The 13,298-nt window shown below is 63.5% G+C and carries 15 protein-coding genes; 9 read left to right on the top strand and 6 right to left on the bottom strand.

From position 1 onward, the window contains the following. Together ACR0IR_RS14560 and ACR0IR_RS14555 are read left to right on the top strand one after the other, a co-directional pair. Window positions 1–1,260, top strand: a complete 1,260-nt coding sequence (locus ACR0IR_RS14560; protein ID WP_170365445.1) for a molybdopterin-binding protein — start codon at window positions 1–3, stop codon at window positions 1,258–1,260. After that, the gene (locus ACR0IR_RS14555; protein WP_367647694.1) at window positions 1,257–1,853 is read left to right on the top strand and encodes a GNAT family N-acetyltransferase; all 597 of its coding nucleotides are present in this window, start codon (window positions 1,257–1,259) and stop codon (window positions 1,851–1,853) included. Before ACR0IR_RS14560 ends, ACR0IR_RS14555 begins: the two co-directional genes overlap by 4 nt. Here the strand turns inward: ACR0IR_RS14555 and ACR0IR_RS14550 are convergent. The 3 genes from ACR0IR_RS14550 to ACR0IR_RS14540 form a co-directional block, all read right to left on the bottom strand. Further along, entirely contained in the window at window positions 1,850–2,842 is a 993-nt protein-coding gene (locus ACR0IR_RS14550) for a hypothetical protein (protein WP_480779132.1), read from the bottom strand. The genes ACR0IR_RS14555 and ACR0IR_RS14550 overlap by 4 nt on opposite strands. 12 nt (window positions 2,843–2,854) lie before the next feature. Next, entirely contained in the window at window positions 2,855–3,325 is a 471-nt protein-coding gene (gene greA, locus ACR0IR_RS14545; RefSeq protein WP_005978981.1) for a transcription elongation factor GreA, read from the bottom strand. A gap of 238 nt (window positions 3,326–3,563) precedes the next feature. Further along, window positions 3,564–3,944 carry a VOC family protein gene (locus tag ACR0IR_RS14540; protein ID WP_170406821.1) on the bottom strand — a complete coding sequence of 127 codons (381 nt, stop codon included), beginning with the start codon at window positions 3,942–3,944 and terminating at the stop codon, window positions 3,564–3,566. A gap of 88 nt (window positions 3,945–4,032) precedes the next feature. Here ACR0IR_RS14540 and soxR point away from each other — a divergent pair, with 88 nt between their 5' ends. The 4 genes from soxR (at window position 4,033) to ACR0IR_RS14520 (ending at window position 8,900) form a co-directional block, all read left to right on the top strand. Beyond that, on the top strand, window positions 4,033–4,488 hold the full coding sequence (soxR, locus tag ACR0IR_RS14535) for a redox-sensitive transcriptional activator SoxR (RefSeq protein WP_480779131.1): 456 nt from the start codon (window positions 4,033–4,035) through the stop codon (window positions 4,486–4,488). A 136-nt stretch (window positions 4,489–4,624) separates the two neighbouring features. Beyond that, window positions 4,625–6,271 carry an electron transfer flavoprotein-ubiquinone oxidoreductase gene (locus ACR0IR_RS14530; RefSeq protein ID WP_170367604.1) on the top strand — a complete coding sequence of 549 codons (1,647 nt, stop codon included), beginning with the start codon at window positions 4,625–4,627 and terminating at the stop codon, window positions 6,269–6,271. Window positions 6,272–6,376: 105 nt separating this feature from the next. Further along, complete coding sequence (locus ACR0IR_RS14525; RefSeq protein ID WP_170365436.1) at window positions 6,377–8,089, top strand: tetratricopeptide repeat protein; 1,713 nt, start codon at window positions 6,377–6,379, stop codon at window positions 8,087–8,089. Next, a complete protein-coding gene (locus tag ACR0IR_RS14520) occupies window positions 8,079–8,900 on the top strand; it encodes a 4-(cytidine 5'-diphospho)-2-C-methyl-D-erythritol kinase (protein WP_170365434.1) in 822 nt (273 codons plus the stop codon). The genes ACR0IR_RS14525 and ACR0IR_RS14520 overlap by 11 nt, the downstream gene beginning before the upstream one ends. On the opposite strand, the gene ACR0IR_RS14515 is transcribed toward ACR0IR_RS14520, so the two are convergent. After that, the gene (locus ACR0IR_RS14515) at window positions 8,893–9,891 is read right to left on the bottom strand and encodes a polyprenyl synthetase family protein (protein WP_170365432.1); all 999 of its coding nucleotides are present in this window, start codon (window positions 9,889–9,891) and stop codon (window positions 8,893–8,895) included. The genes ACR0IR_RS14520 and ACR0IR_RS14515 overlap by 8 nt on opposite strands. A 56-nt stretch (window positions 9,892–9,947) precedes the next feature. On the opposite strand from ACR0IR_RS14515, the gene ACR0IR_RS14510 reads away from it, so the two are divergent. The 3 genes from ACR0IR_RS14510 (at window position 9,948) to ACR0IR_RS14500 (ending at window position 11,218) form a co-directional block, all read left to right on the top strand. Then, window positions 9,948–10,163 carry a putative signal transducing protein gene (locus ACR0IR_RS14510; protein ID WP_093963516.1) on the top strand — a complete coding sequence of 72 codons (216 nt, stop codon included), beginning with the start codon at window positions 9,948–9,950 and terminating at the stop codon, window positions 10,161–10,163. Continuing rightward, on the top strand, window positions 10,160–10,933 hold the full coding sequence (locus ACR0IR_RS14505) for a tRNA1(Val) (adenine(37)-N6)-methyltransferase (RefSeq protein WP_170365431.1): 774 nt from the start codon (window positions 10,160–10,162) through the stop codon (window positions 10,931–10,933). Before ACR0IR_RS14510 ends, ACR0IR_RS14505 begins: the two co-directional genes overlap by 4 nt. A 120-nt stretch (window positions 10,934–11,053) precedes the next feature. Next, window positions 11,054–11,218, top strand: coding sequence for a YdcH family protein (locus ACR0IR_RS14500; protein ID WP_093963770.1), 165 nt, complete (start codon window positions 11,054–11,056; stop codon window positions 11,216–11,218). Here ACR0IR_RS14500 and yddG read toward each other — a convergent pair. Both yddG and ACR0IR_RS14490 read right to left on the bottom strand, forming a co-directional pair. Beyond that, the gene (yddG, locus tag ACR0IR_RS14495; RefSeq protein ID WP_170365429.1) at window positions 11,215–12,081 is read right to left on the bottom strand and encodes an aromatic amino acid exporter YddG; all 867 of its coding nucleotides are present in this window, start codon (window positions 12,079–12,081) and stop codon (window positions 11,215–11,217) included. The two genes, ACR0IR_RS14500 and yddG, sit on opposite strands and share 4 nt — an antisense overlap. Then, the gene (locus ACR0IR_RS14490; protein WP_170365428.1) at window positions 12,078–13,025 is read right to left on the bottom strand and encodes a transcriptional regulator GcvA; all 948 of its coding nucleotides are present in this window, start codon (window positions 13,023–13,025) and stop codon (window positions 12,078–12,080) included. Before ACR0IR_RS14490 ends, yddG begins: the two co-directional genes overlap by 4 nt. Window positions 13,026–13,298: the final 273 nt, after the last annotated feature.

The raw sequence follows: 13,298 nt of genomic DNA, 5'->3' as shown, positions 1-13,298 counted from the left end.
ATGCCGAAGATTGCGCCTCCACCGCTGAAAAACGACTGTTTCGCCCTGCCGCCGGGGGTCGAATGGACTCCGGTCGCCGACGCGCTGGCCCTGTTGCGCGACCGGTTGCACCCGGTGGCCGGCGCCGAGACCCTGCCCGTTGGTCAAGCCTGCGGGCGCGTTCTGGCGCGGGAGGTGATCGCGCAACGGTCGAATCCGCCGCTGCCCAACACGGCGGTGGACGGGTACGGCTTTGCCGGTGGTCGACCCGAGGGCCCGCATGTCCTGCCGCTGGCCGAGGGACGCGCGGCGGCGGGCGTGCCGTTTGCGGGGGCCGTGCCGGAGGGGCAGGCGTTGCGCGTTCTGACCGGCGCGCCGCTGCCCGAGGGGATGGATACCGTCATTCTGGAAGAGGACGTGACCGTGCAGGACGGCCATATCGCCTTCAACGGCCCTTTGAAGGCCGGCGCCAATACGCGCAAGGCGGGCGAAGACGTGCAGGCCGGCGCCTTGGCTTTGCCTGCCGGGCGACGCCTGACACCCGCCGATCTGGCGCTGCTGTCGGCGGTGGGCGTGGCCGAGGTCCCGGTCCGCAGCCCCTTGCGCGTGGGGGTTCTGTCCACCGGCGATGAATTGCGTGATCCGGGTCAGGCCGCGGGGCCGGGTCAGATCTATGATGCAAACCGCCCGATGCTGCTGTCGATGCTGCAACGGATGGGCTTTGTGCCGGTCGATCTGGGCCGCGTGGGCGACGACCGGGCCGCGCTGCGGGACCGGCTGGACCAGGCCGCGCAACAGACCGACGCGATCCTGACCAGCGGCGGCGCTTCGGCGGGGGACGAGGATCATGTCTCGGCCCTGCTTCGCGCGACGGGGGCCTTGCAGGAATGGCGCATCGCGCTGAAACCGGGCCGCCCGCTGGCGCTGGGCCTGTGGCAGGGCACGCCTGTGTTTGGCCTGCCGGGCAATCCGGTGGCGGCGATGGTCTGCACTCTGATCTTTGCCCGGCCCGCGCTGGGCCTGATGGCGGGCGAGGGGTGGCAGCAGCCGCAGGGCTTTGACCTGCCCGCCGGGTTCGCCAAGCGCAAGAAATCGGGCCGCCGCGAATACCTGCGCGCCCGGGTCCGCGACGGCCGGGTCGAGGTGTTCCACTCGGAAGGGTCGGGTCGCATCAGCGGGCTCAGCTGGGCCGAAGGGCTGGTCGAACTGCCGGACGGCCCGCTGGACATCCAGCCCGGAGACCCGGTTCGCCTCATACCCTATGGCAGTTTCGGCCTGTGACGGTTTCGGTCTCGCGCGGGTTTTCCCCCGATGAGCGCGCGCGGGCAGCAGAGCTGTTCTGGCAGGCGTTCTCGAGCAAACTATCGCGCGTGATGGGTCCGGACGCGCGCGGGCTGGCCTTTTTCGAACGGGTGCTGAACCCAGAATTCGCCCTGGTGGCTCGGGATGCGGATGGGCGGATGCTGGGGCTGGCCGGGTACAAGACCCGCGACGGTGGGCTGACGCAGGGCGGGCTGGCGGATCTGGCCCGGGTCTATGGCTGGTTCGGCGCCCTATGGCGGGGCCTGATCCTGAGCGTTCTGGAGCGCGACCTGAAGCCGGGCGTGTTTCAGATGGACGGCATATGCGTGGCGACCGAAGCGCGCGGGCAGGGTGTCGGGACCCTGTTGCTGGGGGCGATCAAGGACGAAGCGCAGAGGCTGGGCATGCACGAGGTGCACCTGGACGTGATCAACACCAACCCGCGCGCGCGGACCCTGTACGAGCGCGAAGGGTTTCAGGCGATCGGGCAGGATTATACCGGCCCGTTCAAGCATCTGTTCGGATTCAGTTCGGCCACGAAAATGCGCTGGGTCGTGCCGGACGGTGGCTAGTCGAAGGTCCCGGCCACCCGGCCCAGCAGCATGAAGGCGCGCGCCGTGCGCGTGTCGCCCAAGGCGGTCAGGTCGGCGTCGCTGGCCAAAGGTTCGAACTCGACGATCATGGTGTCGAAGCGGCGCAGGAAGTGATGCACCGCATCGCGAAAGATCGGGTCTTGCTTCATCCGCGCCGAGGTCAGCGCCAGGCACGACCGGTCGCGGATGCCGCCCAAAGCAGCGACCGCACGCCCGCGTTCGCCCTTGGCGAACTGGCGCCAGACCTCGGGGCGGGCCATGTCCGGGCGCAGGTCGTCCATGTAGATGCCTTCCTGGCTGAGCAGGGTCAGCACGTCCTCGGCGGCCTGTACCAGTTGCGCGGTCTTGCGGTCCTTCATCGCGCGGCGCAGGGCGTTGAAGCCCTCGGTATCCTCGGCGGTTTCGGGAAAGTTCAGCGCGCGGATGAAAATGTCGGTGGGCAAAGGGGTCGTGATCTCTTCGGCCGGGGTGCCCAGTTCCAACGAGGTCTGGCCCGAGGGTGCCGCAGGTCTTGCCAGCGGCGTAAGATCCCGCCGCTTGCTGGAGAACGTGGCGAGCGTGCTTTGGGTGTGCCGGGCGGCTGCGGCGATTTCATCCAGTTTCCGGGCCACCGCGGGTTCGTAGGTGCTGGCCGACCGCTGTTGTTGCGATACATAGGCCTGCCGGATCGCGTCGATCGCGGTCTGCAGCCGGGCGCTTTCTTCGCGCATGATGCGGCTGGCGCGCATGGCCAGCGCCGCGACCCAGATCATCGCGACCGGCATGAACACCGCCAGCAGCATCACGATGAAACTGCCGGCCTGCGTCTGCTCGGGCAGCACAAGAAAGACCACGGCCACCACCAGCCAGATCAGGCTGAGGGCCGCGGCCGCAATCTCGATCCCGGTGACGCTGGGGCGGCCCGGACGGTCATAGATGCCCAGCCAGGTGGGGCGTTTGCTGTCCGGATCAGGGTCTTGGCCCGACATGACGCGCTCCGATCAGGCGTAGTGGATACTCAGCACTTCGTACGAGCGCACGCCGCCGGGGGTGCGCACCTCGACACTGTCGCCTTCTTCCTTGCCGATCAGGGCGCGGGCGATGGGCGATTTGATGTTCAGCAGGCCCTTTTCGATATTGGCCTCATGCTCGCCCACGATCTGCCAGGTCTTTTCCTCGTCGGTGTCCTCGTCCACCAAGGTGACCTTGGCGCCGAACTTGATCGCGCCGGACAGTTTGGTCGGATCGATCACCTCGGCCAGCGACAGAACGCCTTCCAGTTCCTTGATGCGGCCTTCGATGAAGCCCTGCTTTTCGCGGGCCGAGTGGTATTCGGCGTTTTCCTTCAGATCGCCCAGTTCGCGCGCCGAGGCGATGGCCTCGATGATGGCGGGGCGTTCAACGGACTTGAGTTGCTTGAGCTCTGCCTCGAGCGCGGCAAAGCCCGCGGGCGTCATGGGGATCTTTTCCATATCTTCTTTTTTCCACGCACAAATTGAGTCGCCCCGCCGCATGAGACCAGCGTCGGGGCGAAAGATGGGTTGGCAATTACCTGACCCAAATATGGCGTGAAATGCAAGAGGCCAAGGGGTTTGGCCCCTGCAATCCGCAACTTAACGCCGTCGGGGCGGTGGGGGTTTCCGATTGTGCCGATGCCCCAGCAGATCACCGCGTTTCCAGCGATGCGCCTCGGCGCCGAACCAGAGCATTTCAATCATATTGAACGACCTCGAACTCGATACCGTTGTCATCGTCGAAATAGAACCGGTGGCCGGGTTCATAGTCGGCGTGGTTGTGGGGCTCGAAGCCCGCGGCGCGAACCTTGGCCTCGGTCGCGTCGATGTCCTCGACCAGCACGCCCACATGGTTCAGCCCGCCGACGATGTCATAGCTGCTTTCGCCCGACGGTTTGGGGTCGGCCGGGGCGTAAAGCGCCAGATAGGTATGCGCGCTGCCCACATGCACGGTATAGCCGCCCGCGATGGCGGGGCCTTCCCAGCGGGTTTTCCATCCGAATACGTCCTGCATCCAGGCGGCAGTTGCCTGCGGGTTGCGGACGGTGAAGTTCGTGTGTTCCAGCGTCGCCATCATGGGTTTTCCTTTCATGTTCAGGCTTGTTTCGACTCACCGTAATTCCTAAACCTAACTTTAGCTCAAGAAATTTTTTGGGGAGGAGATCATGCCCGTATCCGAAGGCCTTTCCATAGGTGCGCTGGCGCGCCGCACGGGGTTGGCAGTGTCCGCCATCCGCTACTACGAGGCGCAGGGGCTGATTTCCCCCTGGCGCAATCCGGGCGGTCAGCGGCGGTATCAGCGGGCCGACATCCGTCGGCTGAGTTTCGTGATGATCGCCCAGCAGTTCGGCCTGACCCTGCCCGAAATCCGCGAGGTTCTGGCCGGGCTGCCCGACAACCGCACGCCCACGCCGGCGGATTGGAAAAAGATCAGCGTCGGCCTGCGCGCGCATCTGGACCAGCGAATCGATACTCTGCTGCGTCTGCGCGACAATCTGGACGGCTGCATCGGGTGCGGTTGCCTGAGCCTGCCGAAATGCGCGCTCTACAACCCCGACGATCGGGCCAAGGCCCATGGTAGCGGTCCCAGGTACCTGATGGGTGACGCGCCCGAGGGCTGATCTGCCGCATTGCAGCAATGTTACGCCGTGTTTTGATTGACCAAGGTCTTTTCCAGCAGGTAATCAGCCGGGAAACAAAATTTCGCCGAGCCCGCGCCCCAGGCGCCAATTCGGAGAGTTAGCGGAGGAGCCCACGATGGCCGAAATTGAACGCGAAGCGATGGAATACGACGTGGTGATCGTGGGCGCAGGCCCGGCGGGCCTGTCGGCGGCCATTCGTCTGAAACAGCTGGACGCCGACCTGAACGTGGTCGTGCTGGAAAAGGGCTCGGAAGTGGGCGCGCATATCCTGTCGGGCGCGGTGTTGGACCCGTGCGGTCTGGATGCGCTGATCCCCGACTGGAAGGAAAAGGGCGCGCCGCTGAATGTGCCGGTGCGCGAAGACAACTTCTATATGCTGGGCGAGGCCGGCAAGCTGCGCATCCCCAACTGGCCGATGCCGCCGCTGATGAACAACCACGGCAACTACATCGTCTCGATGGGCAATGTCTGCCGCTGGATGGCCGAACAGGCCGAGGAACTGGGCGTCGAGATCTTCCCCGGCATGGCCTGTTCCGAACTGGTCTATGGCGACAATGGCGAGGTCAAGGGTGTCGTGGCAGGTGTCTTCGGGCTGGAACCCGACGGGTCCTATGGCCCCAACACCGAGCCGGGCATGGAACTGCACGGCAAATACGTCTTCCTGTCGGAAGGGGTGCGCGGGTCGTTGTCCAAGGAAGTGATCGCGAAATACGACCTGTCCGCCGGGAAAGAGCCGCAGAAATACGGCATCGGCATGAAGGAAATCTGGGAGATCGACCCCGCCAAGCACAAGGAAGGCAGCGTCACCCACACGATGGGCTGGCCACTGGGCGGCAATGCCGGGGGCGGGTCGTTCATCTATCACCTGGAAAACAACCAGGTCTATGTCGGCTTCGTGGTTCACCTGAACTACAAGAACCCGCACCTGTTTCCTTACATGGAATTCCAGCGGTTCAAGCACCACCCGGTGGTGGCCGACCTGCTGAAAGGCGGCAAGCGCGTGGCCTATGGCGCCCGCGCGATCACCGAGGGCGGATATCAGTCGATGCCGAAGCTGGTGGCGCCGGGTGTCGCGCTGCTGGGCTGTTCGGCGGGCATGGTCAACGTGCCGCGCATCAAGGGCAACCACAACGCGATGCTGTCGGGCAAGGCAGCGGCCGAGGCCGCGTTCGAGGCCCTCAAGGCCGACCGGTCTGGCGACGAGCTGTACGCCTATGAAGACGAGGTGCGCAACGGTACGATCGGCCGCGACCTCAAGAAGGTTCGCAACGTCAAGCCGCTGTGGTCGAAATACGGCCTGACCGCTTCGCTGGTGCTGGGTGGCATGGACATGTGGACCAACACGCTGGGCTTCTCGCTGCTGGGGACGCTGGGCCATGGCAAGAACGACGCCGAGGCGACCGAGGATGCCAGCAAGCACCCCCCCATCGACTATCCGAAGCCCGATGGCACGCTGTCTTTCGATCGTCTGACCAACGTGGCTTTTTCGTTCACCAACCACGAAGAAAGCCAACCCTGTCACCTGAAGCTGACCGACCCCGAGATTCCGGTGAAGGTCAACCTGCCCAAGTTTGACGAACCGGCGCAGCGGTATTGCCCGGCGGGCGTGTACGAAGTGGTGAAGGACGAGGCCGAGCCGCGATTCGTGATCAACTTCCAGAACTGCGTCCACTGCAAGACCTGTGACATCAAGGATCCCAGCCAGAACATCACGTGGACCACGCCGCAGGGTGGGGACGGACCGAACTACCCCAACATGTAGGCAAAAACCCGGGCAATGGCGGGGCCGTGAACGCTCGGCCATTGCCTCTGGCGGGCCAAGGCCCTAGCTTATCCTGCAATCGTAGGCAGACAAGGCAGGTATTAGGTGGTTTCACTGGTTCGTCGCACGGCGCTGGCCGTGTTTCTTGCGACAGCAGCTGTCGTTCCGGTTCACGCGGATTCCGGCGCGGGATCCTATCTGGCTGGACGCCAAGCCATCTATGAAAGCGACTACAAGGCTGCCGAGGAGTACTACTCCAAGGCCCTGATTTTCGATCCGGGCAACACCAAGCTCAAGGAAAGCGTGCTACTTGCGCGTGTGGCGCTTGGCGATGTGGAACGCGCACTGCCCATCGCCGAGGACATGGAGGCAAACGAGCAACCCAACCAGGCCGCGCGCATGGTTGTTTCCGCCAAACTGGTATCTGACGGAAAGTTCGACGAATTGCTGGCCCGTGACCCGGAAAACCAGGGCGTTGGCCCGCTGGTCGATGGGTTGATGACGGCCTGGGCGCATCTGGGCAAGGGCGAAATGACCAAGGCGATGGCGCAGTTCGATGAGGTCGCCCAGCAGGACGGTCTGCGGGAATTCGCGCTGTATCACAAGGCGTTGGCGCTGGCGTCGGTCGGTGATTTCGAGGGGGCCGAGGCGATCTTTGCGGCCGACGACAGTATCGTTGCGCGATTCTCGCGACGTGCAGCGCTGGCGCGGGTCGAAGTCTTGTCGCAGCTCAACCGCAACGACGAAGCCCTGCAATTCCTGGAAAACGTCTTTGCGGCTGGCAGCGACCCGTCGATCGAGTCCTACGTGGACACGCTCAGCGCCGGTGGCACCTTGCCATTCACCCATGTCGGATCGGCCACCGAAGGCGTGGCCGAGGTCTTTTTCTCGGTCGGGGCGGCGTTGAACACCGAGGCCGCACATGACTATGTGCTTCTCTATGCGCGGATCGCGACTTACCTCCGGCCCGATCACATCGATGCGATCCTACTGAGCGCGGAACTGCTTGAGCAGTTGAGCCAGTACGACCTGGCCGCCGAAGCCTATCGAAAGGTTCCCACGGATAGCAGTGATTTCCACGCAGCCGAGCTGGGGCGTGCCGAAATCCTGGCTCAGTCGGGGAAACCGGATGCGGCGATCGAAGTGCTGGAAAATCTGGCGGCCCGGCAGCCCAATCTGCCCAGTGTCCATGTCGCCTTGGCCGACCTGCAGCGGCGTCAGGAAAACTACGCCGCAGCTGTAACCTCGTATGACCGAGCCATCGAACTGACCGAAACCGGTTCGGGTGGCAACTGGTTCCTGCACTACGCCCGCGGCATCTGCCACGAACGTCTCAAGGCCTGGGACAAGGCCGAGGCGGATTTCAGGCGTGCCCTGGAGTTGAATCCGGATCAGCCGCAGGTTTTGAACTATCTCGGGTACTCGCTGGTCGAGCGGCAGGAAAAACTGGAAGAGGCGCTGGACATGATCGAGCGCGCCGTCGCGATCCAGCCTGACAGCGGCTATATCGTCGACAGTTTGGGCTGGGTCCTGTTTCGCTTGGGCCGGTACGACGAGGCGGTCGAGCATATGGAGCGCGCCGTTGAACTGATGGCCGTGGACCCGGTGGTCAACGACCACTTGGGCGACGTCTACTGGGCCGTCGGGCGCACCCGTGAGGCCGATTTCCAATGGCGGCGCGCGTTGTCCTTCATCGATCCCGAAGATACCGATGGCGAGGCCGACCCCGACCGGATCCGTCGCAAACTCGAGGTCGGGCTGGACGCGGTGCTGGCCGAGGAAGGCGCGGCCCCCCTGAAGGTCGCCAATGGCGACTGAGGCCTTTGCGCCCGCGAAGATCAACCTTTCCCTGCATGTGACCGGACGGCGGGCCGACGGATACCATCTGCTGGACTCGCTGGTCGCCTTTGCCGACGTGGGAGACACGTTGATTCTGTCACCCGGGCCCGAGATTCGCCTGACTGTGACCGGACCCCATTCCGCCGGGGTGCCGACCGACGACCCCAACCTCGTCTGGCGGGCTGCTCGGGCAATGGGATGGAGCGGGCAAATCCAGTTGGACAAGGTTCTGCCGCATGGCGGGGGAATCGGCGGCGGCTCATCGGATGCGGCTGCGACTTTGCGGGCCATCGCAGGGGAAGACGCGGAAGTTCCGCTGGAAACGGCTTTGGACTTGGGCGCGGATGTTCCTGTTTGTGTACTGGGCAGCGCTGCACGAATGCAGGGCATTGGTGACCGTGTCGCCCCGGTTGCATTGCCCGCTTTGCCCGCGCTGCTGGTCAATCCGGGTGTGCCGGTTCCGACGGGGCCGGTGTTCAATGCGCTGGATTCGCGCGACAATCCGGGGATGCCGGATGAGATCCCGGCATTCGAAACGCCCAAGGCCTGCGCTGACTGGCTGGCCCGGCAACGTAATGATTTACAGGAAGCGGCAATAAGCTTGGCGCCCCAGATTTCAGACGTGTTGCAGGCGCTGGGTGAAACGCGGGACGTTCTGCTGGTGCGCATGTCGGGGTCGGGTTCGACCTGCTTTGCGCTGTACCCGTCCATGAAGGCCGCACATTTTGCGGCCTACGAGATTGGTGTTTCCCAGCCGGACTGGTGGTGTTGCGCCAGCGTACTCAGCTGAGGCGGGACACGACGTAATCGGCCAGATCACCGAGCAGGTCGCGCAACTCGTGATCGGGCAGCGCGGTCAGAGCGGTTTTGGCCTTGGCAGCCCAGGCCAGAGCGTCCTTCCGTGTCTCCTCCAGGGTGCCGTATTTGCGCATGAGGTTCAGGGCCAGGTCCAGGTCTCCATCCTGTTGCCGGCCTTTCTCGATCGTGCGCTCCCAGAACGCACGCTCGTCGGGTGTGGCCTGGGCCACGGCCTTGATGACGGGCAGGGTCAGTTTGCGCTCGCGGAAGTCGTCGCCCACGTTCTTGCCGGTGGCCTTGCTGTCGCCCTGATAGTCCAGCAGGTCGTCAGCGATCTGGAAGGCGATGCCCAACGCGTCGCCATAGGCGAACAGTGCCCGGACCTGCTCCTCGGACGCACCGGCGATCACGCCGCCCACCTCGGTTGCCGCGGAGAACAGCGCGGCGGTCTTGCCGCGCACCACCTGCAGGTAGACGGCCTCATCCGTGCGCAGGTCGGTGGCCGCGGTCATCTGCAGCACCTCGCCTTCGGCAATGGTGGCCGAGGCATTGGCCAGAATGTCCAGAACCCGCAAAGATCCGGTTTCCACCATCAACTGGAAGCTGCGCGAAAACAGATAGTCGCCCACCAGCACGCTGGACTTGTTGTCCCACAGCAGGTTGGCAGTTGGCCGGCCCCGCCGCTGCGCGCTTTCGTCCACGACGTCGTCATGCAAAAGCGTGGCGGTGTGGATGAATTCGACCGTGGCGGCCAAACGGATGTGATGATCGCCGCCATAGCCGAACAGCCGCGCGGCGGCCAGTGTCAGCATCGGGCGCAGGCGTTTGCCGCCGGCTTCGACCAGATGCGCGGTGACTTCGGGGATGCGGGGCGCGTGTTCCGAGGCCATGCGGGTGCGGATCAGAGTGTTTACCGCCTCCATTTCACCGGCCAAAATCTCGGCCAGTCGCTCATGCGGTTTCGAGATCGTGCTGATCGTCATCACACTCCTGATACAAGGCTCGACTTTCGTCCTGCCTTGCCCTTACATCCATCCCCATGAAAGAACTTCTGCGCAGCACCGATCCGACCATCATCGCCTTTGCATCCGCTCTTCTTGAGGGCGAGGATATAGACTGCTTTGAGATGGACGTAAATATGAGCGTCCTCGAGGGAGGCATCGGAATCTTTCCGCGCCGCCTCATGGTTCGGACCGATGACCTCGAGCGGGCAGAGCGGGTGATGCGTGACAATGACATTCCGCTGGGAAGATGACCGGGTTTCCTGACAGCGCGCTGACTTGCAACGACTTTCTGGGTGGCCGCCTAAAGCTGTGGCAGCCGCGAGACGGTTATCGCGCCGGTGTCGATCCGGTGCTGCTTGCTGCCGCAGTTCCGGCCAAAGCCGGGCAGTCGGTGCTGGAGCTGGGCTGCGGGGCGGGTGCTGCGGTTCTTTGTCTCGCGACCCGCGCACCCGGTCTGCGGCCGACTGGGGTCGAGCTTCAGGCCGACTATGCCGATCTGGCCGCAAGAAACGCGCAATGCAACGAGATCGATTTGTCCGTCCACGTGGCCGACCTGTCCAATATGCCGACTGATCTGCGTCAACAGCACTTCGACCACGTGATCGCAAACCCCCCCTATTATCGGCCTGGTGCACATAGCGCGGCCGTCGATGCTGGTCGGCGAACGGCGCTGAGCGAGCAGACGCCGCTGTCCGACTGGTTTGACGCGGCGGCGCGCAGGCTGGCACCGCGCGGGTACCTGCACATGGTCCAGCGCGCGGAACGCTTGCCGGACATGCTGTCGGCCTGCGCGGGTCGGTTGGGCTCGGTAGAAGTTCTGCCCATAGCGCCGCGCATGGGGCGCGGGGCCGAGTTGCTGATCCTGCGGGCGCGCAAGGGCGGGCGCGCGGATTTTCAGTTGCATGCGCCGCTGATTCTCCACAGCAGTGACCGCCATGAAAGGGACGGCGACAGCTATACCGACACGGTATCCGGCATCCTGCGCGAGGGCCGACCAATGCCCTGGCCGGACGCCCGATAGGCAATGACCAGCCGAAATTGTCGGATTTGAACAAGAATCCGAGCGTCTGCGGCGTGACAGGCTGGGAATGATGTGATCAACTTCCCATGTGATATTCAGAAACAGAGAAGGAGGATCGCCATGAGCGTAAGCGCACATCTGACGGAACTGAAGAAGAAGCACGAAACCCTCAGTCTCGAAGTGGAACAAGCCCAGCGCTCGCCCGGTATCGACGATCTCCACATTGCTCAACTCAAAAAGAAGAAGCTGAAGCTGAAGGAAGAGATTGAACGCCTGTCGGCTTAATGTCGCAGGCTGGCGCGTGCCGCGATTGCAGCGCCGCCGGTAACAAGCAATGCCGCGATCGCCAGCGTCCAGGACGGCGTGGCGATCCCGGCGACCACAAGCACCAGAGTTGATAGCAGGGGTGCCGCGTACGAGCTGGTGCCCAACATCTGGATGTCACCGTGCTTGACCCCGATATCCCAGACATAGAACGCCAGCCCAACGGGCCCCAACCCCAGGGCTACGGTCGACATCCAGGCCAGTGCGTCGGGCGGCCAGACTGTCTGCTCAAGGCTGAAATGCAGGATCCACGAGGCGATGGCGGTCAGCACGCAGAACACTGCTACCGAGCTGGTCGGCGTTTGACCCAGCCTGCGCGATAATACGGAATACCCCGACCACGTAAGGGCGCACAAAAGGGCTAGCGCATAGCCCGGCAGATGTTCGGCCTGAAACCCTGCGGTTCCGCCACCGGTGATGATCAGCGCGGCCCCGGAGAAGCCCAGACATGCCCCGAGCAGATGGCCGAGACGCAGGGTTTCACCCGGAAGCAACCCTGAGAAAAGAACGATCAGCAAGGGCCAGAGGTAGGCGATCAATCCGGCCTCGGCCGCAGGTGCCATGCGCAGGGCCGAAAAATACAGGGCGTGGTATCCGAACAAGCCAACTGTGCCGAACGCGAATACCTTCCAACTGACCTGTTTCAGTTGCGCAAGCCCACCGCTGCGCCATGTCCAGATCAAGCCAAGGGTTCCGCCGATCGTAAAGCAGATGGCGTTCAGCAAAAGCGGCGGGGTCGGCGCCGAGCCAACCGTGAACAGCGCCAGCAGTGCCCACAAAAGGACGGCGACAAAGCCGATGGCGGTGGCGCGGTTCTTTGTCATGCGGGGGGGATATCCTCGACGGGTATGATTTCAAGACCGTCGGATATGTGCGCGGTTTTTTCGATCTCTGCAAGGAACCAATCCCGGAAGGCGGCAATCTGAGGGCGCGTCTCTTCTCCCGAACGGCACAGGAACCGGAAGCGGGCCTTGGTTTCGATGGCGGTTTTGAAGGGCATGACCAGCCGGCCTTCGATCACATCCTTGATGATCATCGGGCGCCGTCCCAACGCGACGCCGACACCCGCCACCGCGGCATCAATGGCGTGATCCGCGTTCGAGAAATGCGCGCCATGGGTCGGCGTGAAGTCCACCCCCACCGCACGAAACCAGGCGGGCCAGTCACAGGGCGGATTCAGGAAGTTGATTGAGTCATCGTAGATCAGCGGCGCTTTGGTCAGATCCTGCGGCGTCGGAAACCGGGCCGCAAGCTCGGGTGTCATGACCGGTGTTAGCCACTCTTGCCGCACGGGAACTGAATACAGCCCGTCATCCTGCCCGTACCCGAACCGGATCGCGACATCCACGTCGTCGCGCTCGAAATCGAGATTACGCAGCGTGGCTGAAAACCTCAGGTCGATCTCGGGATGGGCGCGGGCGAACTCGTAAAGGCGGGGGGCCAGCCATTTGGCTGTCAGGGCCGGCCCAGCGGTAACTGTCAGTGTCGTGTTGTCCTGCAAGCGGCGGGTGGCCGACCAGGCTGCTTGCAGTGCTGCAAACCCTTTTTCCGTGCCCGGGGCAAGGGTTCGTCCGGCCTCGGTCAGCTCGACCGCACGGTTCAATCGGCGGAACAGCGGCTGGCCAAGATGCTCTTCCAGAGACTTGATCTGAAACGACAGCGCCGCTGGTGTCACGTTCAACTCGTCCGCGGCCTTGGCAAAGGACATATGGCGGGCGGCGGCGTCAAAGGCCCTTAGGGCGGTGAGTGGGGGAAGTCGGTCGCTCATCTTCACGTAATATTTTCTAAACTGAATGCGGAAAAACTCTCGTTTGTACCTATTGAAAACAACAGGCATGTTGAATGCAAGTCAAGTTCACCTTTAGCAGAAGGGAAAAGCCATGATCGAGATGACGACCAATCCTGCCGCACAAAAGGCAATTCTGCGCGCTCATCAAGAGCGCGGCAAGGCGATCCGGAGTTTCTGGAAGTGGGTTCTGGGTTCCCGCTGAACGCTGCGCGCGCGTTCTTACGGGATCAAAGAAGGGCCGACCCGTTGGGT

The sequence above is a fragment of the Ruegeria sp. CF2 genome (genome assembly GCF_056537385.1).
This window is presented reverse-complemented; position numbering and strand designations above follow the sequence as displayed.

Excerpts from the sequence above, each read along its gene's own strand:
- yddG (WP_170365429.1), bottom strand. The coding sequence starts at position 12,081 with ATGACAAAGAACCGCGCCACCGCCATCGGCTTTGTCGCCGTCCTTTTG.
- ACR0IR_RS14520 (WP_170365434.1), top strand. The coding sequence starts at position 8,079 with ATGGCGACTGAGGCCTTTGCGCCCGCGAAGATCAACCTTTCCCTGCAT.
- ACR0IR_RS14550 (WP_480779132.1), bottom strand. The coding sequence starts at position 2,842 with ATGTCGGGCCAAGACCCTGATCCGGACAGCAAACGCCCCACCTGGCTG.
- ACR0IR_RS14530 (WP_170367604.1), top strand. The coding sequence starts at position 4,625 with ATGGCCGAAATTGAACGCGAAGCGATGGAATACGACGTGGTGATCGTG.
- ACR0IR_RS14540 (WP_170406821.1), bottom strand. The coding sequence starts at position 3,944 with ATGATGGCGACGCTGGAACACACGAACTTCACCGTCCGCAACCCGCAG.
- ACR0IR_RS14515 (WP_170365432.1), bottom strand. The coding sequence starts at position 9,891 with ATGACGATCAGCACGATCTCGAAACCGCATGAGCGACTGGCCGAGATT.
- ACR0IR_RS14560 (WP_170365445.1), top strand. The coding sequence starts at position 1 with ATGCCGAAGATTGCGCCTCCACCGCTGAAAAACGACTGTTTCGCCCTG.
- ACR0IR_RS14505 (WP_170365431.1), top strand. The coding sequence starts at position 10,160 with ATGACCGGGTTTCCTGACAGCGCGCTGACTTGCAACGACTTTCTGGGT.
- soxR (WP_480779131.1), top strand. The coding sequence starts at position 4,033 with ATGCCCGTATCCGAAGGCCTTTCCATAGGTGCGCTGGCGCGCCGCACG.
- ACR0IR_RS14500 (WP_093963770.1), top strand. The coding sequence starts at position 11,054 with ATGAGCGTAAGCGCACATCTGACGGAACTGAAGAAGAAGCACGAAACC.
- greA (WP_005978981.1), bottom strand. The coding sequence starts at position 3,325 with ATGGAAAAGATCCCCATGACGCCCGCGGGCTTTGCCGCGCTCGAGGCA.
- ACR0IR_RS14490 (WP_170365428.1), bottom strand. The coding sequence starts at position 13,025 with ATGAGCGACCGACTTCCCCCACTCACCGCCCTAAGGGCCTTTGACGCC.
- ACR0IR_RS14510 (WP_093963516.1), top strand. The coding sequence starts at position 9,948 with ATGAAAGAACTTCTGCGCAGCACCGATCCGACCATCATCGCCTTTGCA.